The sequence below is a fragment of the Paenibacillus sp. PSB04 genome (assembly GCF_025809195.1).
GTDB classification, from domain to species: domain Bacteria; phylum Bacillota; class Bacilli; order Paenibacillales; family Paenibacillaceae; genus Paenibacillus_AQ; species Paenibacillus_AQ favisporus.
In genome coordinates, this window is sequence record NZ_CP081301.1 from 6,246,875 (window position 1) to 6,271,719 (window position 24,845).

A 24,845-nucleotide genomic window follows, 5' to 3' on the forward strand; every position below is an offset into this window, starting at 1 on the left:
CCCCGTCCTGTTTGGAATTAATCGACGGAGACGGAATCTTGGTGCATTTCACCCGAGGATGTTTTCGGTCTGCCGAATTCCTGTTCCGCCTGGCTCTCACTCTTAATATCGATCTTCCACCCTGTCAGCTTGGCTGCAAGGCGGGCGTTTTGCCCTTTGATCCCGATTGCGAGAGACAATTGATAATCCGGCACGATGACACGTGCCATCTTCTCATCTTCAAATACAATCACTTCCAGAACTTTGGAAGGGCTGAGGGCATTGGCCACATACTCTTCCACCTGTTCGGAATAACGGACGATGTCGATTTTTTCACCGCGCAGCTCATTGACAATGGTCTGCACACGCAAGCCCTTCGGCCCGACGCAGGAGCCGACAGGATCCACTTCCGGGTTGCGGGAATACACCGCGATCTTCGAGCGGAATCCGGCTTCACGGGCGACGGAGCGAATTTCCACGACACCGTCAAAAATTTCCGGCACCTCCAGCTCGAACAATCGCTTCAAGAGCCCCGGATGCGTCCGGGACAGCATAATTTGCGGCCCCTTGGTCGTATTCTCCACCTTCGTGATGTAGGCTTTGATCCGGTCGCCGTGCTTGAACTTTTCGTTCGGCATCAGCTCGTTGAGCGGCAGCACCGCTTCCACCTTGCCCAGATCCACGTAGAAGTTGCGAGGATCCTGGCGCTGGACCGTACCGGTCACGATATCCTCTTCTTTGTCGACGAAGGCGTTATAAATCAGGCCGCGCTCCGCCTCGCGGATCCGCTGTGTAACGACCTGTTTGGCCGTCTGGGCGGCAATCCGTCCGAAATCCCGGGGAGTGACCTCGATTTCCGCAATATCGTCAATTTGGAAATGCGGATTGATCTCGCGGGCTGCAGGCAGGGAAATTTCGGTGCGGGGATCCAGCACCTCTTCCACGATCAGCTTGCGGGCAAACACTTTGATAACCCCGGTATTCCGGTTCATGTCGACGCGAACGTTCTGCGCCGTGTTAAAATTCCGTTTGTAGCTGGAGATCAGCGCCGCCTCAATGGCTTCGAACAAAATGTCCTTGCTGATTCCTTTCTCTCTTTCCAACTCATTCATCGCTTCAATAAAATCCATACTCATTGGAAATCAATTCCCCCTTTCAAAGTGCAGCCTTGTATTTAAAAAATAATCGCCAGTCTGGCGCTGGCAACTTTTGCATACGGGATGCTGTATTCCTTCTTGCCCGCAGAAATGACAAGAACGTCGTCCTCGAACGAAAGAAGCCGGCCTTCAAATTCCTTCTGGCCTTCTACCTGCTCGTAAACCGTTACAAAAACATCTTTGCCGACGGCTTTGGCTACGTCTTCCTTCTTCTTGAGCGGACGTTCGGCGCCAGGGGAGGAAACTTCCAGAAAATAAGCTTCGGGAATCGGATCGTTCTCGTCCAGCTTCCCGCTCAGATACTCGCTGATCATCCCGCAGTCATCAATGTCGATGCCGCCTTCCTTGTCAACAAAGACGCGAAGAAAGTAGTTGCTGCCTTCCTTCACGTATTCGATGTCGACAAGCTCGAAGTTATGCTCATCCAAATAGGGCTGTACCATTTGTTCCACAATTCCTTTGATCTTCGGTGTGCTCAAAGATTATAACCTCCAAGGCTTCAAATATCCTATATACCAAAGAGTAAAGAGTGGGTCGCCCCACTCTTTAAACAACGGTTTTATCTACATGATTACCAAAAAAATTATAACATAGTCTGGCAGTACTGACAAGTATGATGCCTTGACTAAACCTTGTGCAGCAAGGGGTTAGGGCGCTGCACACAAAAGACGGAATTAAAATAACGAAAGCTGGTTGCTCTCCGGAAGCCCCCTGAAGCAGCCCATTCCCGTGAGCAGCTCGATGATCGTCTTGCTCGCTTTGGATTTCTGCTGGAAATCCTCAATGGAGAGAAACTCCCCGTATTCGCGGGCGGCGGCGATGTTCTTTGCCGCGTTATCCCCGATGCCGGCCAGCGCCGAGAACGGTGGAATCAGCGATTCTCCGTCCACCGTAAACCGGGTCGCATCGGAACGGTACAGATCGATCGGCTTGAACGTAAAGCCGCGTGCGGTCATTTCCAGCGCCATCTCGAGGATCGAAAGCATGCTTTTTTCCTTGGTCGTCGCCTGGAAGCCCTTCTGCTCGATCTCTTCGATTTGCCGGTAGATGGCCTCATAGCCCTGGCAGCACAGCTCGATATCGAAGTCTTCTGCCCGGACCGAGAAGTAAGTGGCATAATATTCGATCGGATGGTACAGCTTGAAGTAAGCCGTGCGCACCGCAGAGATAACATATGCAGCGGCGTGCGCTTTCGGGAACATGTACTGGATTTTTAGACAGGAATCGATATACCACTGCGGTACCTTGCACCGCTTCATCTCCTCGATCCATTCCGGCGTCAAGCCCTTGCCCTTACGTACGCTTTCCGTAATTTTAAACGCCAGGCTCGCATCCATGCCGGCTTTATAAATCAGGAACAGCATGATGTCGTCACGGCAGCCGATCACCGTTTTGATGTTGCAGGTGCCGTTCTTGATGAGCTCCTGTGCATTGCCGAGCCATACGCCCGTTCCGTGGGACAGGCCCGAGATTTGCAGCAAGTCGGCAAAGGAGGATGGCTTTGACTCAATCAGCATCTGGCGGACGAACTTCGTCCCCATCTCCGGCACGCCGTAGGTGGCCACCGGTGTCCGGATTTGTTCGGGCGTTACCCCGAGCGCCTCCGTTGAGTTGAACATGCTCATGACCTTCGGATCGTTCATCGGAATCGTCGTCGGATCGACCCCTGTCAAATCCTGCAGCATCCGCATCATGGTCGGATCATCGTGCCCCAGAATATCGAGCTTGAGCAGGTTCGCGTCGAAGGCGTGATAATCGAAGTGGGTCGTCTTCCATTCCGCGTTCGTATCGTCAGCAGGGTATTGAACCGGCGTGATGTCTTCCACTTCCATGTAGTCAGGGACAACGACGATACCGCCCGGGTGCTGGCCCGTGCTCCGCTTGACGCCGGTGCATCCGGCGGCGAGCCGGTTCAGCTCCGCTCCGCGCCACTTTTTATGGTATTCCTCTTCGTATTTCTTTGTATAACCGAATGCCGTTTTTTCCGCCACGGTACCTATGGTTCCTGCGCGGAAAACACATTTTTCGCCAAAAATCTCTTTTGTATAGTTGTGTGCCGTCGGCTGATATTCCCCGGAAAAGTTCAAATCGATATCGGGAACCTTGTCGCCCTTAAAGCCAAGGAACGTTTCGAACGGGATATCCTGGCCTTCGCCCTTCAGCATTTGGCCGCAGTTCGGACATTGCTTGTCCGGAAGATCAAATCCGCTCGGCACGCTGCCGTCCAGGAACCATTCGCTGTGCTTGCATTCCGGATTTTTGCAAATATAATGCGCGGGCAGCGGGTTAACCTCGGAAATGCCGAGGAAGGTCGCGACGACGGACGATCCGACGGATCCCCGCGAACCGACAAGGTAGCCGTCCTGGTTCGACTTTTTCACCAGCCGCTCGGAAATGAGATAGTTGGCGGAGAAGCCGTATTTGATAATCGGCTCCAGCTCCTTCTCCAGCCGTGCGACGACAACTTCCGGCAGGTCTTCGCCATAAATCGACCGCGCCGTGGCATAGCAAGTGTTGCGGATTTCCTCATCCGCCCCCTCGATAATCGGCGTAAACAGCTTGTCCGGGAACAGCTCGTATTCCTCAAAGCGGTCGGCCAGATCGTTGGTATTCTTCACAACCACTTCCATCGCCTTCTCCGGACCAAGGAACTCGAATTCCTCCAGCATCTCTTCCGTTGTCCGGAAATGGGCATCCGGCTTGCGGATATCCTTCAGCGGGCTGAAGCCTGTGATGCCGTGAATCGTAATGTCCCGGAACAGCTTGTCCCGCGGCTCCAAGTAGTGCACATTGCCGGTGGCGATCACGGGCTTGTTCAGCTTTTCCCCGATCTCGCACACGGTTTTGATGGCGTTCTTCAGCTCTATTGTGCTTCCGACGAGCCCTTTTTCTACAAGGTGCATGTACATCGTCAGCGGCTGAATTTCCAAAATATCATAAAACTCCGCCACCTCGGTCGCTTCCTCCACCGTCTTGTTCAGCACGGTTTCGAAGAACTCGCCCTTCTCGCAGCCGGAGATGACCAGCAGCCCTTCGCGCATCTCCTCCAGCTTCGATTTCGGGATGCATGGCACCCGTTTGAAATATTCGGTGTGCGACATCGACACCAGTTTGTACAAGTTTTTCTTGCCGATCGGGTTCAGCGCGTAGATTCCGCAGTGGAACGGACGAGAATTGGATAGATCCTTGCCGACGTAATCGTTCAGGCGTTCCAGGCGGGTCAGCCCTTTGATCTTCTCGGCATCCGCCAGCAGTCCGTCCAGAATGCCGGCGAGGGCAATCGTATCGTCAATCGCCCGGTGGTGGCTTTCCAGCGCCACTTTATACTTATCCGCCAATGTGTTGAGGCGGTGGTTTTTCATCGTCGGGTGAAGCAATCTGGCCAGCTCCAGCGTATCCAGCGCCGGGTTGTCCAGTTCCGGCATGCCGAGCCCCTTCAGGGCAGCCTGGATGAAGCCCACGTCGAACCGTGCGTTGTGAGCCACAAGTACGCCGTCACCGACAAACTTGACGAAGTCCTGGATGACAGGCTCAAGCTCCGGCGCATCCTTGACCATCTCGTCGTTAATGTTGGTCAGCTGCTGGATGTGATACGGTATTTTTTCATGCGGGTTAACAAACGTAGCGTAGCGGTCGACTTCCTTGCCTTCATGCATTTTGACGGCCGCAAGCTCGATGATTTTGTTGTTCGTGATCGACAGGCCGGTGGTCTCGATATCGAATACGATGTAAGTCGCAGTCTTCAAGTCCATCGGCTTCGGCTGCATGACGACCGGAACGGAATCGTTCACCACGTTGGCCTCGACGCCGTAAATCATCTTGATCCCGTTTTTCTTCGCGGCTTTCGCCGCTTCGGGATAACACTGCACGCCGCCGTGATCGGACACGGCAATCGCTTTGTGGCCCCACTTGGCGGCTGTCTTGATGTACTGGTCGATTGGCGTCACGGCGTCCATCGTGCTCATCGTTGTATGCAGATGGAATTCCACCCGCTTCTCCGGAGCGTTATCCTTGCGGGTAGGTGGCGCCTGGACTTCGATCAAATCCGAAGGGATCATAACCAGCTCGGGAATCGTCATAAAGCGGTCCATCTCGACGCGTCCGCGGGCTTTCACCCATTTGCCGTTGGCGAGCAGGCTCAGAACTTTGACGTCTTCCTTCGTCTTGGCAAACATTTTCATCTGCAGGGAATCCGTAAAGTCCGTCAGGTTAAACATGAACAGCGTGCTGCCGTTGCGCAGCTCTTTGCGGTCCAGGCCAAAAATCGTGCCCTGAACCGTAATTTTCTTCTCTTCGTCCTGGATTTCCTGAATCGGAACCGGCTGCTCCTTGATATCGTAACCGACCTGAAGAAAGACTTCCTCATCGTCACCCTCGGCTGCGCGCGATTCCGCCTCCATGCTGGAAATCATCTTCTGGATAACCTCACGCTCTTCCTCGAGCTTCTTCTGCTCGAACTCCTCGTACATTTCCCGCTGGATTTCGCCGACTTGAATTTTGACGCGGAGAGGAACCTCGAAGTAATGCGCGAAGAAACGAGTGAGCGCCTGGTCGATCTGCTTCTTTCTCGCCAGCTCCAGCGACGTATTGTCGGACATCGTGACCATAAGGGTTTCCCCGTCCAGCTCATGCTTAGCCCTGGCCATCCAGCCGTTGACGGAAGGTATTTCGCGGTGAACCCACTCCAGGAAAAGGTTCCAGTATGCGCCAACAATGTCTTTGCGGTCTACTTCGTCTGCATATCTGAACACAAACGATAGCTTTGCAATATGCTGCATTTTCTCCTGAAGCCTCAGACAGAACGTCCGGTACACCTCACCGGGGACCAAGGTTTCCTTCCAAATGGTGATTCTCCATTCCTGATTGCTCCGGCTGATCTCCACCTGTTCGATATGACCATCCAGAAAATAGGGATCCACGATCGCGGGCGGTATTTCCCCCTGCTTCATCAGCAGCTCGAACCGTTTTCTCTTTTCCCCCACGTTTTCCATGCTCTCCTCCCCCTTTAAAGCGCTAATCCATAAACATGAAGAGCCTCTGTTCACAAAAATGTCTCGATCTCGTGCACCGACTCATTTCTGGCAGAAGCTCCTCATTCATTATTTCATCCGGCCTCTCTACCGATCCGCCGGGTTCTTCCCTGCTTATGCGGGAAACGAATCAAATTCGCAGCTTGGCTGCCGCAGTATTAATACGCTCTGGCAAAAACGACGGTGTGCTTGGCAGGCTGCCCGCATACCAGACAGGTATGCTTCTCTTCCGCAGGCTCGAAAGGAATGTTCCGGCTGGTTGCCCCGGTCTCTTCCTTCACCTTGCTCTCGCAGGCTTCCGAACCGCACCATCCTGACAGCGTAAATCCGCGCTGCTGTTCCATGCTGCTCTTCATTTCCTCCAGCGTATCCACCGAATAGAAATGGTCGTTCATAAACTGCTTCGCACGATCGAACATTTCCTTCTGTACCTGATCCAGCATCGTCTGAACTTCTTCAACCAGGTTGGCCTGCTGAACGACCTTCTTCTCGCCGGTAATCCGGGAGACGAGCACACAGACGCCGTTCTCCATGTCACGTGGACCGATTTCCAAACGGACCGGAACGCCGCGCATTTCGTATTCGTTGAATTTCCATCCCGGACGAAGGTCGCTGCGGTCGTCCACGCGCACGCGGATGCCTGCCTGCTTCAGCTCCGCGAACAGCTCGTCCGTACGGCCAACGACGGCATCCCATGTTTTCGGCGGGCCGATCGGAATCATGATCACCTGCGTCGGAGCCACCTTAGGCGGCAGCGCCAGGCCGCGGTCATCTCCGTGCACCATAATCATCGAGCCGATCAGGCGCGTGCTCGTGCCCCAGGATGTCGTATGCACGTATTCCTGCTTGTTGTCTCTGCTTAAGTATTGAATGTCAAACGCCACCGCAAAGTTCGTGCCCAGGTAGTGGGAGGTTCCCGCCTGAACCGCGCGGCCGTCCTTCATCATCGCCTCAATGGAGAATGTCTCCACCGCACCGGCGAATTTCTCGGAAGGCGTCTTCTGGCCGGTAATGACCGGAATCGCCAAAAACTCTTCCACGAATTGACGGTACACTTCCAGCATCTTCATCGTTTCTTCGCGTGCTTCGGCTTCCGTCTCATGAGCGGTATGGCCTTCCTGCCACAAAAACTCGCTCGTGCGGAGGAACGGCAGCGTGCGCTTCTCCCAGCGGACGACGTTGGCCCACTGGTTAATGAGCACCGGCAGGTCGCGGTAGGATTGGATCCATTTGGCGTACATGTGCCCAAACATCGTCTCCGACGTCGGACGGATCGCCAGACGCTCCTCCAGCTTGTCTCCGCCTGCCTCAGTTACCCAGGGAAGCTCGGGATTAAAGCCTTCGACATGCTCTTTTTCTTTCTGGAAAAAGCTCTCCGGAATAAAGAGCGGAAAATAGGCGTTGCGATGACCCGTTTCCTTGAAACGGCGGTCCAGATCACGCTGGATGTGCTCCCAGATTTCGTAGCCGTCCGGACGGAAGACGATGCAGCCGCGGACCGGCGAATAATCCATCAGATCGGCTTTCTTGATCACATCAATATACCAGCGGGAAAAATCTTCTCCCTGCGGCGTAATCTCCGTCACAAATTGTTTATCGTTTGACATAAAAATGGACTTCCTCCCAAGTTCACCCCGTTCTAGCCGGGGACATCATTAGTTATCCGTTAATCAATCGTAATATATCATTGTAGGTTACGGCAATCATTAATAGGAACAGCATGGCGAAGCCCACAAAATGGACCATGCCTTCCCGGCTCGGATCGATCGGCTTGCCCCGCAGCGCTTCGACACCGAGGAACACCAGCCGGCTTCCGTCCATCGCCGGGATCGGCAGCAGGTTGAAGATCCCCAGGTAGAGGCTGAGAATCGCCGCCCAATACGTCAGCTGCACGATGCCCTGCTTCGCGATCTGGCCCGTCACCTCGAACGTCCGGACAGGTCCGCCCAGATCGTCCATGTTAAACTGCTTGATCAGTTGGCCGAAGCCCTCGAAAATAATTTTGGTCGTATCGACCATCGCGACTCCCGCTCCGCTGAACGTTTCGCCGATCGACGCTTTGCGGCTTGGCAGCTGCGGCGTAATGCCTACCTTGCCGCCTTCCTGGCCTTCCATTGCACGCGGAGTCAGCGTCACATTAAATACCTCGTCTCCCCGGCGGATCGTCCATTCCATCGGCTTGTCCTTGGATTTGGAGGTCAGATCGATCATTTTCTGATAATCCGCGCCGATCTTCACGCCATCGATCGAATCGATGATGTCGCCCTTCTTCAGGTTCGCTTCATAGGCAGGCATTCCTTTGGAGATGTCGCCGATCTGCACGTACGTCGGATTTTCCAGCGGAATCCCCGCCATCTGCAGATGGACCCCGAAGAGTACGAAGGCCAGAATAAAATTCATCAGCGGCCCCGCAAAAATCGAAAGCGCGCGCTGCCCCACCGTCTTGCTGGCAAACTGGCGGTCTCTCGGGGCTATTTGCGTCTCATGGGATTTGGCGACCAGCATCGCCTTCGGATAAATCGGATACTGCTGGCTCTCGCCGTCCACGTTCAGGCGAACCTTCAAATCATCGACCATATCGATGAATTCCACTTCTCCGCGGATGACGTTCTTTCGGTTGTCCAGCTGATCCAGATATATTTTCTTGACTTCGCCGCCGCTGACGCGGACCGCGATAGTCTGGCCGGGGTGAATTTCCACAATTTCAGGATCTTCCCCCGCCATCCGGGCATAACCGCCAAAAGGCAGCAGCCGCAGCGTAAACTGCGTTTCATTCCGTTTATAAGAAAACAGTTTCGGACCGAAACCGATCGCAAATTCCCGTACCAGTATGCCGGCGCGTCTGGCAAAGTAAAAATGGCCCCATTCATGCACCGTCACGATGACGAAAAACATGAGTACCGTCAAAAATACTACCTGCACCATTTCCAAGCGTCGCATCCCCCTTAATTTGTCTGAGACCGAAGTTTCTGTCGCATCTATATCATCAGATGGATTAAAGCCCACAGCGCGAAAAGAAGCTCGTCTTTAATTCAGTCTATATAGATTATCATTATTCTCCGGTCCCGCACAAGAGAATCACATTCTCGTCATTTTTTAAAATCAGGGGAGTAGAGTGATGTATTGTTATGCCGCTTGCGTGCCCGCTTACAGCTTGGCAGCAAGCAGCCGCGTATTCCGGTCGCACTCCTCAATGTCCGCCAGCTGCGGATTCGAAATGTTGGCGTGCCGGTCAAGCACTTCCTCAATAATATCCTCTATTTGTAAAAACGAAATCTCCCTGTTTAGAAACCGGCCTACCGCCACTTCGTTGGCTGCGTTAAAAGCGGTGGTTGCTGTACCACCTATTTTACCACATTCAAAGGCAAGTCTTAAACAAGGGAACCGCTCCATGTCCATTTCTCTAAAATGCAGCTTGCCCACTTCGGCCAGCGACAGCCGTTTGGCAGGCGAATCCCAGCGTTCCGGGTAGGTCAGTGCGTACTGGATCGGTACGCGCATGTCCGGATTGCCCAGCTGGGCGATGATACTCGTATCGCGGAATTCCACGAAAGAATGAATGATGCTCTCGGGGTGAAGCAGCACGTGGATCTGCTCATACGGCAGGCCGAACAGCCAATGGGCTTCAATCACTTCCAGCCCCTTGTTGACCATCGTCGCCGAATCGATGGTGATTTTCGCCCCCATCGACCAGTTGGGATGCTTCAAGGCATCCTCCACCGTCACCGATTGGAGCTGCTCCCGGGTCAAATCCCGGAACGAACCGCCGGAAGCGGTCAGCGTGATGCCGGCCAAGTCATCGCGGCGTTCACCGTTCAGGCATTGAAATATAGCCGAGTGCTCACTGTCGATCGGCAGCATATTCACGCCTTTTCGCTTAATGGCCTCAGTGACAAGATGTCCTGCGGTTACAAGCGTCTCCTTGTTGGCCAGTCCAATGTGCTTCCCGGCTTCGATCGCCGCCAGCGTGGAGTGCAGCCCCATGCTGCCTACCACTGCCGTTACGACCGTATCGGCGTCCGTGCCGGCCGCTACCTCCACCAGCCCTTCATTTCCATAGAAAATTTCCGTACCTGGCGAAACCTGCGTCTTCACCTGTTCAGCCAGTTCTTTGGTCGCGACCGAAACCTTCTTCGGTCTGAACTGATGAACCTGCCGGAGCAGCAGCTCCACGTTCGACCCGGCCGCAAGCCCTTCAATTTGAAAATGCTCCGGATGCTTCGAAACGACATCCAGCGTCTGCGTGCCGATCGAGCCGGTAGAGCCGAGAACGCTTAATTTCTTCATATTGAACCTTCTCTCGTATTAATAAGGCATCAGCATCATGATATGTACGAACGGAAATACAATAATCCAGCTGTCGCAGCGGTCTAGGATTCCCCCATGACCCGGCAGCAGATTTCCCGAATCTTTGATGCCGTATACACGCTTGTACGCCGATTGGACCAGATCCCCAAGCTGACCGGCCACCGCGCATGCCAGGCCGATCGCCAGCGCTCGTCCGATCGTGAGCAGACCGCCCGACAGAAGCGCAAAGACCGCCGATGTCAACATGGCGATGATGACACCGCCAAGGGCGCCTTCGATCGTTTTATTCGGACTGATCGCCGGCCACAGCTTGTGGCTGCCAATCCATTTGCCCACGAAGTAAGCTCCCGCATCGCTCGCCCAGATCGACACCAGCAGCAAAAACGTCCAAAACACCCCGTGCCCGTCCGGGGCGCTGCGGGATTCGGCAATGTACGAAAAGCCGACGCCCACATAAACGGCTCCCAAAAAGAGCAGGGAAGTCATCTGAATGTCCACCTTGTTTTTGGTAACGACGGTCACCAGCAGGAACAGGAACAGAAGCAGCCAGATGACGTGCCCGAGTGGAAGCGGAAAGCTGATATCCAGCAGCTTCCACGGGAACATAAACACAAGCACGCCCAGGTACCCCAGCATGGCCGTACCGCTAAACGGGGATACCCGGGTCATTTTTACAAATTCATAATATCCGATCATTGCCATCGCCAGGACTAGAATGTGGTACGGCAGGCCGCCAAGCAGGCAAAATCCCAGAAAAACGACACCCGCAACAATTCCTGTGATCAGTCGTTGTTTCAACGGTATTCATCCCCCATCAGGCTAAGTCAGTCCGCCGTATCGACGCGTTCTGCGCTGGTATTCAGCAACCGCTTCGTATAAATGATTTCGGTTAAATTCAGGCCAGTAAATATCGGTAAACCACATTTCGCTGTACGCGAGCTGCCACAGCATAAAATTGCTGAGCCGCATTTCGCCGCTCGTCCGGATAATGAGGTCCGGATCCGGCATGCCTCCCGACAGCAGATGACGGTCAATCAGCTCAGGGGAAATCTCGTCAGGCGACAGCCTGCCTTCCTGAATCTGTTTACCCAGCTCCTTCATGCAATCCGTCATTTCCTTGCGGCTGCCGTAGTTGAGGGCGAAATTGAGGACAAGCCCGTCATTGCCGGCCGTCCGGCGCATCGCTTCCTCCATGGCATTCAGCGTGTGCTGCGGCAGACCGTCGCGGTCACCCATCATGCGGACCTGCACATTTTTTTGGATCAATTCGTCCAACTCGATCGCCAGAAATTCCTGCGGCAGACGCATCAGAAAGTCGACTTCGTCTTTGGGACGCTTCCAGTTTTCCGTAGAGAAAGCATACAGCGTTAAATATTTAATGCCCAGCTCGTCGGCAGCAATGGTTGCCCGCTTCACTGCCTTCATCCCGGTCTGGTGCCCGACGATTCGCGGCAGCCCGCGACTTTTGGCCCAACGCCCGTTGCCGTCCATAATGATGGCCACATGCTCAGGAACGTTGTCCATGGATCGCTCTGGCAAAAGCTGCGGGTCCTTCTGTTTCCACCACGATCGAACTCGTTTGATCATTCTAGTTCCTCCAAGCGGGTTTCTGCAAAAAAGACACAAACCCCACCATAAAAGGAGGGGCCGCAAGTCTCTTATACTTCCATGATCTCTTTTTCTTTAGCTACGAGCACCTTGTCGACTTCCGCAATAAATTTATCCGTCGTCTTCTGGATGTCTTCCTGATGACGGTGCGATTCATCCTCAGAAATATCGGTTTTCTCCATCTTTTTGATGTCGTCGTTGGCATCTCTGCGAATGTTGCGGATCGCCACTTTCGCCTCTTCGCCGAACTTCTTCGTCAATTTCACGAGTTCCGTGCGGCGTTCCTCGGTCAGCGGCGGAATCGAAAGACGAATGATGTTGCCGTCATTAGCCGGCGTAAGTCCGAGGTCGGACTTCATAATCGCTCTTTCGATATCGGCCAGCGAAGATTTGTCCCAAGGCTGGATGAGCAGCGTGCGCGGATCCGGCGTGCTGATATTGGCCAGCTGGTTCACCGGTGTCATCGCTCCATAATACTCCACTTGGATCCGGTCAAGCAGTGCCGGGGCGGCGCGGCCGGCGCGCAGTGTGGCGAGGTCTCTCTTCAAAGCGCCGATGGCTTTTTCCATGCGTTCTTCTGCGTGTTTTTTTACCGTTTCTGGCATTAGTCTACGCTCCCTTTAACAATCGTTCCGATTTTTTCACCCAAAACGACCCGTTTGATGTTCCCTTGCTCGGTAACAGCAAATACGATCAGCGGAATGTTGTTGTCCATGCAGAGGGATGATGCCGTGGAATCCATCACACCCAGATTCTTGTTCAGCACGTCCATGTAAGTAAGCTGTTCATATTTCTCGGCCGTACTGTCTTTGAACGGATCGGCGGAGTACACGCCATCCACTTTGTTTTTGGCCATCAGAATCACTTCGGCCTCGATTTCAGCCGCACGCAGGGCAGCGGTAGTATCGGTCGAGAAGAACGGGTTACCCGTTCCTGCGGCAAAAATGACCACGCGGCCTTTCTCCAGGTGGCGGATCGCTCTGCGGCGGATATAAGGCTCTGCAATTTGCTGCATGGCAATCGATGTCTGTACGCGCGTCGGCACGTCGATTTGCTCCAGGGCATCCTGAAGCGCCAGCGAATTCATGACCGTCGCGAGCATCCCCATGTAGTCGGCTGTCGCGCGGTCGATCCCGCTGGAACTGCCGGCGATGCCGCGCCAGATGTTGCCGCCGCCGCAGACGATTGCAACCTGAACGCCAAGATCCACCACTTCTTTGACTTGCTCTGCAATGGATCCGATCGTTTCCGCATCGATACCATAACCGTTCTGACCTGCGAGGGATTCCCCGCTGACCTTCAAGACAACTCGTTTAAATACAGGCTGTTCCAAATGTTTACCCTCCACTTTAAAGACATCACCATATGGCGCCAGTTGCTGCAACTAACGTTCGGCGGGCCCTATCCGGTAAACACCACACCAAACCGATGTCATTCTCTTCAGAAAAAAACGTCTGCTCTTTTAAAAAAGAGGGAACACTGCGTGTTCCGCTCTTCTCTTGTTCTAGTTATAGATGCCGCAAAAAAAGGGCTCTTATTGTTTAACTTGCGCCATAACTTCTTCAACGAAGTTGTCGACTTTTTTCTCGAGACCTTCGCCCAGTTCGTAACGAACAAAGCGGCGGATGGAGATGTTTTCGCCGATGGTGCTGATTTTTTCGTTCAGCAGCTGAGAAATCGTTTTGTCCGGATCCTTAATGAAGGATTGCTCCAGAAGGCAGAACTCTTCGTAGTATTTACCGATGCGGCCTTCAACCATTTTTTCAACGATTTTTTCAGGCTTGCCTTCGTTCAAAGCTTGGGCTTTCAAGATTTCTTTTTCTTTCTCTACTTCTGCTTGAGGTACTTCTTCGCGGGAAACGTAACGCGGGCTCGAAGCCGCGATATGCATCGCGATGTCGCGTGCGAACTCTTTGAACTGGTCTGTTTTACCAACGAAGTCGGTTTCGCAGTTGATTTCAACCAGAACGCCGATTCTTCCGCCAGCGTGGATGTAAGCTTCTACAACGCCTTCTGTAGCTGCGCGTCCAGCTTTGTTTGCTGCTGCAGCCAGACCTTTTTCACGAAGGAGTTCTGTTGCTTTGGTGATATCACCGTTTGCTTCTTCCAGCGCTTTTTTGCAATCGAGCATACCTGCGCCTGTTTTTTCACGAAGTTCTTTTACCGCACTAGCACTTACTGCCATCGAATATTCCCTCCAAATAGGATGCTAATTTTTCAGCCAGGCGTCACACCTGATCTTTGTTTTCATCTTAAAAAAAGGGCAGTGAGAGGTTATCCACCTACCAACCACCCTTTTCATTTAATTCATGTCTATATTACGTAACTGTTGAAACTTAGGCAGAAGTTTCTTCGCCTTGGTGAGCTTCCACCACAGCGTCAGCCATTTTGCCAGTCAACAGCTTAACGGCACGGATCGCGTCGTCATTACCAGGAATAACGTAGTCGATTTCGTCCGGATCGCAGTTCGTGTCAACGATACCTACGATTGGGATACCCAATTTGCGGGCTTCGGCAACCGCGATGCGCTCTTTGCGCGGATCGATGATGAACAGGGCGCTTGGCAGGCCTCTCATATTCTTGATGCCGCCCAGGAATTTCTCAAGACGATCTTTCTCTTTGCGGAGAAGGATGACTTCTTTCTTAGGAAGAACGGAGAATGTGCCGTCTTCTTCCCATTTTTCGAGTTCTTTCAAACGGTTGATCCGTTTTTGGATCGTTTCAAAGTTAGTCAGCGTTCCGCCGAGCCAACGTTGGTTGATGTAGTACATGCCGCAACGTTCTGCTTCTTCTTTGACGGAGTCTTGGGCTTGTTTCTTCGTGCCGACGAAAAGAATTGTTCCGTTCTCTTCTGCCACGCTTTTCACGAAGTTAAAAGCTTCTTCGACCTTTTTAACTGTCTTTTGCAGGTCAATAATGTAAATTCCGTTTCTTTCAGTGAAGATATATTTATCCATTTTCGGGTTCCAGCGACGTGTCTGGTGACCGAAGTGAACGCCAGCTTCGAGAAGCTGCTTCATGGAGATAACTGCCATCTTCACACACCTCCTAAGTTTGGTTTTTTATTGTGTCCTCCGCTGCTTTCATTTCCCGTCAAGACTCCCCATATGGAAAGCACCCTTTACGAAATCCGACAGCGTGTGTTTTAACACCGTCATTTAATATACCATATCTAAAAGCTCGATGCAACGCCTAAGGGACGGCTTTTTTTACATGCAAAAAACCGTCCAGCCGATTGTCGTTAGCGTGACGGTTTTGTCGTAATTTTAGCGATAATGGAACTGAATTCCTCGCCGGGTGAAAACGTATATTGGCCGGTCTGGATTTTCGTGCTGATCTTGAGCGATCTGCCTTTTTGCACGAATTGGTCAGCGTCGGCGATGACCCCCGCCTTCTCCAGCTTGCCGGCGACGTCTTCCAAGTTGTTCCCGCTGGCGATTTTCACTTCAACCGCTTTGGCCGCCGGCACAGAAGGCGTTTGCGGCTGCTTGGCTGTTGAAGCCTCACCGGATCCCGGAGTGACCGACTGCGGCTGCTTCGAAGCGGCAGGCTGCTGCGGCTTATCCGGCTGAGCCGGCTGTTTACCCGCGTCCGCGGCCTTCGGCGCCTTCGCTGCGTCACCTTTGGGAACCGAGCTCTGCTCAACCATCTGCTGCTTCCATTCCTCCTCGGTCATCAGCTTGTCCTCCTTGCCGACGACCTTCAGGTCCATCGTCTCCGCCTGCTGCTCAAGCTCTTCCTTCGTCAGGCTGGCAGCTGACGGGACCTCTCCGGCCGGGCGTCCGGCACCCTGCCCAAGGATCATCAGCTGCAGCAGGAGGGCTCCAAGCAGGAGACCGAGGCCAAGTCCCATCATGAATGTCCGATTTCTGATCACAGCGTCTCCTCCTGTTTCGCAAGCTGAAGAATCAACTGGATTTCGCCGCGGTGCATACCGGTCATTTTTCCGATCGCATCAATGGATTTGCCTGTGCTGTACAACTCGAACAGCTCCGGGTACCTGTCCCTGATCGATGGCTGCTGCTCAGGCAGCGTCGATTCCGTTCCATCCTGACCCTCTGAATCTGCACCAGCCGCAGCTGCTGACCCCAGGAAAGCTTCCGGCTCCACGGCCGCGGCCGTTTCACGGCTAATCGTGGCCTGTCCGGCAGGCAGGCTCTCCATTTTCGAAAGCCTGGCATCCTGCTGTGCAACCTGCTGTTCAAGCGAAACGAGCCGCTGACGCATCTCCGACAGCTGTTCCTGCTGGGACAGCTGCTTGGCCGCCATATCCTGCTTCATTTGGGAAACCAGCTCTACGAGCTCGACGTTTTCATTTTCAATTTCGGCCATGTACTGCTCCAGTGTAGCTTCGACCTGCTTGACCACGCTGCCCTGCTGGCTCTGCTCCTCCTTCCGTTTAGGAAGCATCATGGCATATACCAACGCGGCAGCGCCCAATATAACGACGATTAACCAAGGTTCCAAGTAACGGCTCTCCTTTGACTGTGATATTCATGACGGGGCATCGGATCATAGGGACACATCCAGATGATGTCCCTTGAAGGGGTGCTGCGCATTTTGCAGGTCCTCATGCTCCTCTGCCGATGTGCTTGCGGTTTGATTTCGCCGTTGCCTGTTCCGTCCGCCCTCATCCCGGACGGCGGCATCCGCCGCTTCGTCCACCGATTCGCTGCGCTTGCTCATTTCCGCCGTTTTCTTAAGCTGCTGTTCAGCCAAAAACTGCTGATCCTGTGCAGGCCGGTGCTGGAGCTCATTTTGCACCTTCCCGACCTCGCTGGTCCGTGGGATCGCAATTTGCATTTCAACCGCCTTCATACTCATTCGTCTTCCCCCTCTTATCGATAGGAATCGTATCCAGAGTACTTTGCTTCTTTTTAGAGATTGTTCAAAAAGACCGCTTTTGACACCTTTTTGAACTCGCACTTTATATTAAATGTACGGAGCCATCGTAATATCGCCATCATGGTAATAAAATGAAACCCGTTCCGCCGGGTCCTTAATAAATCTGGTGTATCTGCCGATAACTATTTTAGAGCCTCCGTAGACCACTTTCACGACGTCGACGCGGGCCCTCACCGAATCTTCCAATGTTTTCTCGATTTCCAGTATACGTTCTTTCGCTTCCATCTGCTCCCGGTCATTCGATTTCTTGGTGGCGTTCAGTTTAAGCCTAAGCGCCATCTTGTCGGGCGGCAACTGTCCTGAAGCAGCCAGCTGATTCAACAAATACAATGCCTTGTCTGTCTTGTCCTGCGCCTCCACCAGCTGCCTGATCTTGCCCCGCAGGTCGGCCAGCTCGTTTCTAAGCTCGGGCAGAACCCCCACCTCAATCGTCGTCATGGTGGACATGCTGTTGCCGATGGTTCTGGCAATGACCCGCTCTCCCGCCTGAATGACGCCGCCGACGATCAGCCCTTTGGTAGCGTTGCACAGTACGTTTCTTCCTGCCCGGATGTTGGAGTGCATGATGCTCTGCGAGACGATGACATCTTCCCCGGCGATGACGTTGCCGTCCTGGATGAAAGAGCTTTTTACATGTTGGCCCGCTTTCACATAACCTTTGTTGTAACCGATGATCCCGCTCGTAATTTCAATGGACCCTTCCGCTTCCAGCTCCGCGCCCTCTACACCGCCGACTACCCGGATATCCCCTGCCGCTTTCACACGGAATCCGGTCAGAACGTTCCCGCGGATGACCACGGTACCGACAAAGTCGATGTTGCCCACACTGTAATCCACGTCCCCATTCACCTCATAGACGGGAAAAACGTTGATTTTTCCTTTATCCGTCGTGGCGATCAGGCCGTCGATGGCGGCATACATGGCTGTGTTTTCCGGGTCGACCACCACATTTTTTCCTACCTTAAAATAGGCTTCTTTGCCGGGCTTGAACGGAATCATTTCCCCGGTAACGCTGAGTCCCGGTTTGCCTGGCTCGGGCGGAATCCGTTTGGCGATCAGCTGGCCCTTCATGACATTGTTGAGACTGATCAGTTCTTTATAGTCCACTCTGCCGTCTTCGGTCTCGAGCGGCCTGTGCTCCTTGTCATCTCTGAGGTTGAAGGCAAACTCGACCCGGCCGTCCTTGCCGCTGACCGGCTGCTCACCGAAGGCAATCGCGGTCCGTCCAAACATGTACTCCTGAGGATGGCTGCAAATCCGGCTCAGGACCGCCTGGTCCATGCCGAACTGGACTTGATGGCTCCTCAAAAAGAGCTGAAGCTCTTCCTCTGTCACCTCAAAATCCTCGGAACGCTTGGAGAACTGCAGATAGGCGACGCTTTTATCCTCCGAAAAGGTAATATCCAAATAGGTTTCAAGCGCGATTGGAGCTGTCAATCGTTTTCCTCCTTTCTACTCGTGCAACGGTTAATCGTTTTGCATCAGTAAATCCCGGTTCTTCTCCAGCGTTGCGCGCAGCCGCAAAATGGCCTTGGAATGAAGCTGGGATATTCTTGAAGGTGAAAGAGACATGACTTCGGCGATTTCGCTTAAAGATAAGTCCTCATAATACAGCAGGGATACGACAGTTCTTTCTTTCTCGGTAAGCTTCTCAATTCCTTTAATGAGAGACTCCCGCAAATAAAACTCGTTGACTTTGTAATCCGGATTTTTGGCCTTGTCATCGACCATCACGGAAAGACGTGTCTCGGATTCCTCCTCGCGAATCGGGTCTTCCAGCGAGCAGAGCGACATCACGGCAACTTCCTGGAGCATTTGGTGAAAATCTTTCTCGGATACGTTCAAATATTCGCTCATCTCCGAATCCGTCACCGTCCGCAGGTGCCTCTGTTCAAGCTGCTGATAGGCGTCCTCGATCCGCTTGGCCTTCTCCCGGACGGAGCGGGGCACCCAGTCTCCCTGTCGCAGAGAATCGAGAATAGCTCCCCTTACCCGGAAAGAAGCGTAGGTCTCAAACTGCAGTCCGCGTTTATAGTCAAATTTGTCAATAGCATCGATCAGCCCCATGACGCCGTTGCTGGCCAGATCATCCTTGGAAACATTCCTTGGAAGGCCGATAGCAAGGCGGCTGGAAACATAATCCACAATGTGGAGGTGTTTCTCGATCAGGGACTTTTTTGCTTCAATATTTCCGTGTTCTTTCCATTGCTCCCAGAGCTCGGCATGATTCAGGTGAGAAGCTTTGCGCTCGCTCATTTCCCCCACCCCCTATTTTTCTGACAGGTGTCGAACGGCTTTCGCCAGTTCTTCCGGATCTTTCGCCGAAACCAGCTTCGGCGGATTGAGTGGTGTAAAGCCTCCCCCATCCTCTTGAACGGAGGCAGGCTTCGGCGTCAACAGATCATTTAACTCATCGCTCTCATCCGGGGTCGTCACATCGAACCGGGCACCCCGCTCCTGTTCGGCTGCTGCTTCCTGCTCCGCTTCGGGAACGCTGACCACACCCCATACCCAGCGGAGCAAAAAGGCGAGCAGAAACCAGATGACAAAGGATATCAGCCCTCTGATCAAGCTGGTCATAAACAGGTTGTTTCCCATCGAGATCAGCAGCGTCAGCACGAATCCGACAGCACCAAACACAAGGTTAAACAACAAATTTCCTTTCATGGCTACAATTCCTTTATACCCATTTGTACACTGCGCACGGACAGGATTCCGCTGCCTGAATCCAGTTCAATGGTTCGTCCGTGACTTCCGCCCGTGTCTTCGGCGATTAACGGGATATGAAGATTTGACAGCATCATTTTGCATGATTCCACATTCCTGGGACCGATTCTCATCGTATCCCCGGTACCGGCCATCAGGAACATTTGCGATCCTCCGGCCATCTTGGCGACAATTCTGGAAGGCGAGGCCCCCATGGCCACCAGCCGCTCCAGCAAAGCAGGCACTGCGGTATCCGCATATTTGGCGATATTCAGCTGCCCTTCACGGGCAATGTCTGAGGACGGCAGCATAATATGAGCCATACCCGCAATTTTGAGCAGAGGGTCGTGAAGGGTAATTCCGACGCATGATCCGAGGCCCAGCGTGCGGATGACCCCGGGATCGCGCACGACGTTCATGTCGGCCATGCCTACTTTAACGATGCTTTGCTCTTCAATCATTCTCTAGAGGCACTCCCAGGGCTTGAAAAATTTTCGCGAACGAGTCCGGATCGGGGATCAGAAAGAACTTCCCTTCCACCTCATGATCGCCCTCGAGAAAAGTCGTATCGATCAGCAGCGCATCATCACCCATTTGGCCAAACTGGAGCAGCCCGTAGCTCAGAACGGCGCCGGCCATGTCCATCGCCAGGCCAGGGACCGTCGGGGACAAATCCAGCTTCGTAAAGTCGGCGAGCGAGGACAGGTACGAACCGGCCAAAATATTGCCGATCTCGCAGAGTGCCGATTGCTCCATCTCATCGAACATCCCGTCCTGGTCGACCTGCATGCCGGCCAGCCTCTTCAGCAGGCTTTTGGCTGCTTCCGGGCTTAGAATAAAGAACAAATTGCCTGGAGCGTCGCCTTCCACCCTCAGAAAAATAGCAATGACGATTCGCTCGGCCCCGCCGACCCTGTCGGCAATCTCTTCAAAGGGAAGCAGCTGCACTTTGGGAACCGCCATATCGACCGGCTTATCGAGCAGGCGGGACAGCGCCGTTGCCGCATTGCCCGCCCCGATATTGCCGACTTCCTTCAGGACATCCATTTTGAATTCCTTAAAATGCTTAAAGACCTCCACGAACTACTCCTCTAGGCTTTCCAGCTGAATGATTTCGCTCTTCTTCAGCACTTCGGACAAGTTCAGCATGATGAGCAGACGGTCATCGCCGATTTTTGCCACGCCGTCCAGGTATCTGGCTTTAATGCCTCCGACGACTTCCGGCGGAGTCTCGATCCGGTCTCTGTTCAGATCGATGACGTCATTGGCCGAATCGACGATAAAGCCCACTTCCATTTCGCCTACCACCACGATAATGATCCGGGTTTGGTCCGTATATTCGGTTTCCGGAAGACCGAAGCGTCCCCGCAGGTCGATCACCGGAATGACGACGCCCCGCAGGTTGATGACGCCCCTAACGAACGTGTATGTCTTCGGAACGCGTGTAATGGGAAGCATGCGCTCAATCGTTTGGACTTTGTCGACTTCGATTCCGTACTCTTCACTGCCCAGCTTAAATACAATGACTTTGATATCTTCTCCCATGCCCTAAACCTCCTTATTTAAATGCGGCGTATTTGCAATTCTTTACTGTCGCCGCAAGCCTTCCTTTATCGCAAGCCTTCCTATTTAATGAAGACGTTCGGGTCCAGAATCAAGGCCACCTGGCCGTCGCCCAGAATGGTTGCCCCCGAAATCCCTTTGATTTGCGGCAGATATTTGCCAAGGTTTTTCAGGACGATTTCGTTTTGTCCGATAAATTCGTCGACGGCCAAAGCCGCCAAACGGTCTCCCTTGTGGATGACGATGATCTCGGTTTCGCTTTCGTCCTCTTCATTAAAGTCAGGAACTTCAAAAATGCGGCTGAGCGAAATGAGCGGGATCATCGATCCGCGGAAATCCACCATTTTGTTGCCATGCACCTGGCGGATTTGCTCCTTCTTGACGATGCCGGTTTCCACGATCGAGCTGAGCGGGATGGCATATTTCTCGGATCCCATCTTCACGAGCATCGCGGCGATGATCGACAAGGTGAGCGGCAGCTGCACCGAGAAATTGGTTCCTTTCCCCGGTGTCGAATAAATGGTCACCTGCCCGCCGAGCGAAGTGATCTTTGCCTTCACGACATCCAGTCCGACTCCCCGGCCCGATACGTCGGAGATTTTTTCGGCGGTGCTGAAGCCCGGCGCGAACAGCAGCTGGTGCACCTGCTCGTCCGACATGCCCTTCGCTTCCTCCTCGGTAACGATGCCTTTCTTCAGCGCGGATTTCAGGACGTTGTCGCGATAGATGCCGCGCCCGTCTTCTTCTATTTCGATAAAGACATGATTCCCGCTGTGGAAAGCCCGAAGGTGTACGGTACCCGTCTCCGGTTTGCCGGCGGCAACCCGGTCCTGGGGCGACTCGATGCCGTGATCGACCGCATTGCGCAAAAGGTGAACGAGCGGATCCCCGATCTCATCGATAACGGTCCGGTCAAGCTCTGTTTCTGCGCCGGTAATGACCAGCTCGAGCTTTTTATCCAGTGATTTGGCTAGGTCGCGGACCATCCGCGGAAACCGGCTGAACACCGTATCGACCGGGACCATTCGCAGCTTCAGTACGATATTTTGCAAATCGGAGCTGACGCGGCTCATGTGTTCTACGGTCTCGGTCAAAGCATGGTTCTGCACCTCCGAAGCCAGCTGTTCCAGGCGTACCCGGTCGATCAGCAGCTCGCTGAACAGGTTCATGAGCACATCGAGCCGTTCGATATCAACCCGGATCGTGCGGGCCGGGGCACCGCCGGTTTTGGCGGCCGGCTTGGCGGCTGCCGCAGGCTTGTTATCCTTGCTCTCAGCCGTTGGCGCAGCGGCTGCCGGAGCGGCAGTGTCAGGTTTCGTTTCTTCGGCCACAGCCGCCGCGGATTGAGCGGATGCCGCCCCCATCTCGGCCATTTGCTGCAGGGATTCGTGATCGAGTTCTACTACTGAGGCTTGGTCAATCTCCGAAACGTTCAAAATTTGCTGTTTGAGTTCGGCAGGATCTTTTTGTGTTATGTAGTAGAGTGAGAAGCTTTTTTCGAATTTTTCCTGCTCAATATCCTGCACGGTTGGATGGGACTTAATGACTTCGCCGGACTTCTCCAGCAGATCAAACACCATATAGGCGCGGACCGCCTTCAACTGGCAATCGTCCCGAATGGCGACGTCAATATACAGCACGCGGTGCCCTTCCCCTATGGACTGCTGTAAAACGGAGTATTGAAATTCATCAAGCTGGATGGCGGTATTGGTTTCTTGCTTGGCCGGAGCGGAGCCTGCGGACTTCGCGCTGCCGGTGGAAGGGGCTTCTCCGCGAACGATCGCCTGAAGGTCGGCAACGATGGCCGATACGTCGGCTTTCCCTTCGCCGCCCTGGGTGATATCCTCCACCATAGCCTCAAGTGCATCGAGCCCTTTAAACAGCGTGTCGAAGATAAAGTCCTGCATCACCAGCTTTTCGTTCCGTACCAGGTCGAGCACGTTCTCCATTTGGTGGGTCAGCGACGCCAGGTCCTCAAAGCCCATCGTAGCCGCCATCCCTTTCAGCGTATGAGCCGAGCGAAAAATAATCTGGACGATGGAGAGATCATTCGGTGTCTGTTCGAGCAGCAGCATGTTTTCATTCAAGGATTGCAGATGATCATTGGACTCATCGATAAACATGGATAAATACTGATTCATGTCCATTATGAGACACCTCCTAATAAGTTTGCTTTCCGTTGCCTACAGCCTGGACGAGCCCTGCGGCAATATTGTGAAGCGGTAACACATGACTCACGCAGCCAAGTTCCACTGCGGAACGCGGCATGCCGTATACGATGCAGGTCTCCTCGCTCTCCGCGAACGTGCTGGTAACCCCGGCATCGTACAGCCGCTTCATCATCTTTGCCCCGTCGCTTCCCATCCCGGTCATCAGCACCACGTGGCGTTTCAGGGACGGAAGCTCAAGCAGGGATTCGAACATGACATCCACCGACGGACGGTGGCCGCCCACCGGACTCTCCTCCGTCAGCGAGATCATTAGGCCCCGGCTCTGATCCGGTACGATCTTCGTATGATAGCCGCCCGGGGCAATATAAGCGAACCCTGGCTCCAATGTCATTCCCTGCTCGGCTTCAACCACGGTCAGCGGGCTGAACGTATTCAGCCGCTGGGCGAGGGATTTCGTAAAATTGGGCGGCATATGCTGCACGATGACAACGGGTGCCGGAAAATCGGCCGGTATGCCCTCAAGGAGCGTCTTCAGCGCCCGCGGTCCGCCGGTGGAGCAGCCGACCGCAACAAGCTGCGTATACGCGGTTGCTGCCCTGCCCTCCGCTGTCCGGCTGGGCTTGGCGGCATCCGTTCCCGCCGGCTTGGTTGTTTTCGCTTCTTGCGCCGAAGGAGCGGATTCCAGCACCTGGTGCGACAGTTCGCGCGTTGTCCTGCTATTCGGGGAGTCCTGATGTTTCTTTCCTGCTCCAAGCTTGGAAAGCTTCGTCGCCTTGGGCTTGTCAGGCTGCTGCAGGACAACCTCCTTATCGGGAGCGCTCTCCTTCGCGGCTGCCCCGTTACGAGTGCCGGTTTCTTTCGCCAGGTCCGGGAGCGGCCGCTTCCGCCCAAGCTTTGGCAGGACTGGCGTTGAAACCGGTGCAGCCACGGCGGGCTTGTTCTTCCGCTTCTCTTCCTCCGCTTTCCAAAGCGCTCTCCGTTCCTTGGCCGCCATAGCTGCCTTCATCTGCTCAAGCAGGGCATCCCGAACGTCATCGATCTGCTGCGCATGCGCTACGGACGGCTTGCGGATAAAATCAAACGCTCCGGCTTCAAGCGCCTTGATCGTTTCCCTCATGCCTGCCTCATTGATGCCGGACAGCATAATTACCGGCAGCGGATGCGCCTGCATGATGACCGTAAGCGCTTCGAGTCCGTTCATCACCGGCATCTCCACGTCCATCGTGACGAGGTCCGGCTGCTGGCTTAAAATTTTGTCTACGGCTTCCTTTCCGTTAACGGCCGTATCAACGACCCGAAATGCGGGATCCTTTTCAATGAGATCGGATACGATCTTCCGCATGAAAGCCGAGTCGTCCACTACTATGACTTTGTATGGCGTCATGCCGCTTGTTCACCTCTGTTCCTTAGTACAGAAA

General features: G+C 53.8%; 23 protein-coding genes. All 23 read right to left on the minus strand.

The genetic code is table 11. The features are described from left to right. Window positions 1-17: 17 nt before the first annotated feature. Entirely contained in the window at window positions 18-1,115 is a 1,098-nt protein-coding gene (gene nusA / locus K2F33_RS28710) for a transcription termination factor NusA (RefSeq protein ID WP_076168058.1), read from the minus strand. A 38-nt stretch (window positions 1,116-1,153) separates the two neighbouring features. Further along, entirely contained in the window at window positions 1,154-1,615 is a 462-nt protein-coding gene (gene rimP, locus K2F33_RS28715) for a ribosome maturation factor RimP (RefSeq protein WP_076168060.1), read from the minus strand. A gap of 195 nt (window positions 1,616-1,810) precedes the next feature. Next, window positions 1,811-6,127, minus strand: coding sequence for a PolC-type DNA polymerase III (locus K2F33_RS28720; protein WP_263880250.1), 4,317 nt, complete (start codon window positions 6,125-6,127; stop codon window positions 1,811-1,813). Between the two features lie 197 nt (window positions 6,128-6,324). Then, window positions 6,325-7,773 carry a proline--tRNA ligase gene (proS, locus tag K2F33_RS28725; protein WP_263880251.1) on the minus strand — a complete coding sequence of 483 codons (1,449 nt, stop codon included), beginning with the start codon at window positions 7,771-7,773 and terminating at the stop codon, window positions 6,325-6,327. 52 nt (window positions 7,774-7,825) lie between these two features. Continuing rightward, window positions 7,826-9,097, minus strand: coding sequence for an RIP metalloprotease RseP (gene rseP / locus K2F33_RS28730; protein ID WP_076168067.1), 1,272 nt, complete (start codon window positions 9,095-9,097; stop codon window positions 7,826-7,828). 216 nt (window positions 9,098-9,313) lie between these two features. Then, on the minus strand, window positions 9,314-10,453 hold the full coding sequence (locus K2F33_RS28735; protein WP_263880252.1) for a 1-deoxy-D-xylulose-5-phosphate reductoisomerase: 1,140 nt from the start codon (window positions 10,451-10,453) through the stop codon (window positions 9,314-9,316). 18 nt (window positions 10,454-10,471) lie between these two features. Further along, window positions 10,472-11,272 carry a phosphatidate cytidylyltransferase gene (locus K2F33_RS28740; RefSeq protein ID WP_145134901.1) on the minus strand — a complete coding sequence of 267 codons (801 nt, stop codon included), beginning with the start codon at window positions 11,270-11,272 and terminating at the stop codon, window positions 10,472-10,474. A gap of 21 nt (window positions 11,273-11,293) precedes the next feature. Next, window positions 11,294-12,061 carry an undecaprenyl pyrophosphate synthase gene (locus tag K2F33_RS28745; protein WP_076168074.1) on the minus strand — a complete coding sequence of 256 codons (768 nt, stop codon included), beginning with the start codon at window positions 12,059-12,061 and terminating at the stop codon, window positions 11,294-11,296. Between the two features lie 71 nt (window positions 12,062-12,132). Continuing rightward, window positions 12,133-12,687, minus strand: coding sequence for a ribosome recycling factor (gene frr, locus K2F33_RS28750; RefSeq protein WP_076168076.1), 555 nt, complete (start codon window positions 12,685-12,687; stop codon window positions 12,133-12,135). Next, a complete protein-coding gene (gene pyrH, locus K2F33_RS28755; protein ID WP_076168079.1) occupies window positions 12,687-13,415 on the minus strand; it encodes a UMP kinase in 729 nt (242 codons plus the stop codon). The genes frr and pyrH overlap by 1 nt, the downstream gene beginning before the upstream one ends. 201 nt (window positions 13,416-13,616) lie before the next feature. Then, the gene (gene tsf / locus K2F33_RS28760; RefSeq protein WP_076168081.1) at window positions 13,617-14,267 is read right to left on the minus strand and encodes a translation elongation factor Ts; all 651 of its coding nucleotides are present in this window, start codon (window positions 14,265-14,267) and stop codon (window positions 13,617-13,619) included. Between the two features lie 151 nt (window positions 14,268-14,418). After that, window positions 14,419-15,117: a 30S ribosomal protein S2 gene (gene rpsB, locus K2F33_RS28765; protein WP_076168084.1), complete on the minus strand. Its 699-nt coding sequence runs from the start codon at window positions 15,115-15,117 to the stop codon at window positions 14,419-14,421. Between the two features lie 206 nt (window positions 15,118-15,323). Beyond that, window positions 15,324-15,959, minus strand: coding sequence for a hypothetical protein (locus K2F33_RS28770; protein ID WP_263880253.1), 636 nt, complete (start codon window positions 15,957-15,959; stop codon window positions 15,324-15,326). Continuing rightward, window positions 15,956-16,549: a hypothetical protein gene (locus K2F33_RS28775; protein WP_263880254.1), complete on the minus strand. Its 594-nt coding sequence runs from the start codon at window positions 16,547-16,549 to the stop codon at window positions 15,956-15,958. The genes K2F33_RS28770 and K2F33_RS28775 overlap by 4 nt, the downstream gene beginning before the upstream one ends. 45 nt (window positions 16,550-16,594) lie before the next feature. Continuing rightward, complete coding sequence (locus K2F33_RS28780) at window positions 16,595-16,906, minus strand: hypothetical protein (RefSeq protein ID WP_076168090.1); 312 nt, start codon at window positions 16,904-16,906, stop codon at window positions 16,595-16,597. Window positions 16,907-17,014: 108 nt separating this feature from the next. Then, a complete protein-coding gene (locus K2F33_RS28785; RefSeq protein ID WP_263880255.1) occupies window positions 17,015-18,424 on the minus strand; it encodes a flagellar assembly protein A in 1,410 nt (469 codons plus the stop codon). Between the two features lie 30 nt (window positions 18,425-18,454). After that, window positions 18,455-19,243 (minus strand): FliA/WhiG family RNA polymerase sigma factor, encoded by a 789-nt coding sequence (locus tag K2F33_RS28790; RefSeq protein ID WP_116231242.1) that lies wholly within the window; start codon window positions 19,241-19,243, stop codon window positions 18,455-18,457. 12 nt (window positions 19,244-19,255) lie between these two features. Beyond that, window positions 19,256-19,654: a hypothetical protein gene (locus K2F33_RS28795; RefSeq protein WP_076168097.1), complete on the minus strand. Its 399-nt coding sequence runs from the start codon at window positions 19,652-19,654 to the stop codon at window positions 19,256-19,258. Between the two features lie 2 nt (window positions 19,655-19,656). Further along, window positions 19,657-20,154, minus strand: coding sequence for a chemotaxis protein CheD (locus tag K2F33_RS28800; protein ID WP_076168100.1), 498 nt, complete (start codon window positions 20,152-20,154; stop codon window positions 19,657-19,659). After that, a complete protein-coding gene (locus K2F33_RS28805) occupies window positions 20,147-20,740 on the minus strand; it encodes a chemotaxis protein CheC (RefSeq protein ID WP_285855177.1) in 594 nt (197 codons plus the stop codon). Before K2F33_RS28805 ends, K2F33_RS28800 begins: the two co-directional genes overlap by 8 nt. A 36-nt stretch (window positions 20,741-20,776) precedes the next feature. Continuing rightward, window positions 20,777-21,238 carry a chemotaxis protein CheW gene (locus K2F33_RS28810; RefSeq protein WP_076168106.1) on the minus strand — a complete coding sequence of 154 codons (462 nt, stop codon included), beginning with the start codon at window positions 21,236-21,238 and terminating at the stop codon, window positions 20,777-20,779. A gap of 80 nt (window positions 21,239-21,318) precedes the next feature. Next, entirely contained in the window at window positions 21,319-23,403 is a 2,085-nt protein-coding gene (locus K2F33_RS28815) for a chemotaxis protein CheA (RefSeq protein ID WP_263880256.1), read from the minus strand. A gap of 13 nt (window positions 23,404-23,416) precedes the next feature. Then, entirely contained in the window at window positions 23,417-24,811 is a 1,395-nt protein-coding gene (locus K2F33_RS28820; protein WP_263880257.1) for a protein-glutamate methylesterase/protein-glutamine glutaminase, read from the minus strand. Between the last annotated feature and the right edge of the window lie 34 nt (window positions 24,812-24,845).

Bases quoted from the DNA above. Each gene is read 5' to 3' on its own strand.
- K2F33_RS28805 (WP_285855177.1), bottom strand. From the start codon at position 20,740: ATGGATGTCCTGAAGGAAGTCGGCAATATCGGGGCGGGCAATGCGGCA.
- tsf (WP_076168081.1), bottom strand. From the start codon at position 14,267: ATGGCAGTAAGTGCTAGTGCGGTAAAAGAACTTCGTGAAAAAACAGGC.
- rpsB (WP_076168084.1), bottom strand. From the start codon at position 15,117: ATGGCAGTTATCTCCATGAAGCAGCTTCTCGAAGCTGGCGTTCACTTC.
- K2F33_RS28720 (WP_263880250.1), bottom strand. From the start codon at position 6,127: ATGGAAAACGTGGGGGAAAAGAGAAAACGGTTCGAGCTGCTGATGAAG.
- proS (WP_263880251.1), bottom strand. From the start codon at position 7,773: ATGTCAAACGATAAACAATTTGTGACGGAGATTACGCCGCAGGGAGAA.
- nusA (WP_076168058.1), bottom strand. From the start codon at position 1,115: ATGAGTATGGATTTTATTGAAGCGATGAATGAGTTGGAAAGAGAGAAA.
- frr (WP_076168076.1), bottom strand. From the start codon at position 12,687: ATGCCAGAAACGGTAAAAAAACACGCAGAAGAACGCATGGAAAAAGCC.
- K2F33_RS28795 (WP_076168097.1), bottom strand. From the start codon at position 19,654: ATGAAAGGAAATTTGTTGTTTAACCTTGTGTTTGGTGCTGTCGGATTC.
- K2F33_RS28800 (WP_076168100.1), bottom strand. From the start codon at position 20,154: ATGATTGAAGAGCAAAGCATCGTTAAAGTAGGCATGGCCGACATGAAC.
- K2F33_RS28820 (WP_263880257.1), bottom strand. From the start codon at position 24,811: ATGACGCCATACAAAGTCATAGTAGTGGACGACTCGGCTTTCATGCGG.
- K2F33_RS28815 (WP_263880256.1), bottom strand. From the start codon at position 23,403: ATGGACATGAATCAGTATTTATCCATGTTTATCGATGAGTCCAATGAT.
- K2F33_RS28810 (WP_076168106.1), bottom strand. From the start codon at position 21,238: ATGGGAGAAGATATCAAAGTCATTGTATTTAAGCTGGGCAGTGAAGAG.
- K2F33_RS28790 (WP_116231242.1), bottom strand. From the start codon at position 19,243: ATGAGCGAGCGCAAAGCTTCTCACCTGAATCATGCCGAGCTCTGGGAG.
- K2F33_RS28780 (WP_076168090.1), bottom strand. From the start codon at position 16,906: ATGAGTATGAAGGCGGTTGAAATGCAAATTGCGATCCCACGGACCAGC.
- K2F33_RS28745 (WP_076168074.1), bottom strand. From the start codon at position 12,061: ATGATCAAACGAGTTCGATCGTGGTGGAAACAGAAGGACCCGCAGCTT.
- K2F33_RS28735 (WP_263880252.1), bottom strand. From the start codon at position 10,453: ATGAAGAAATTAAGCGTTCTCGGCTCTACCGGCTCGATCGGCACGCAG.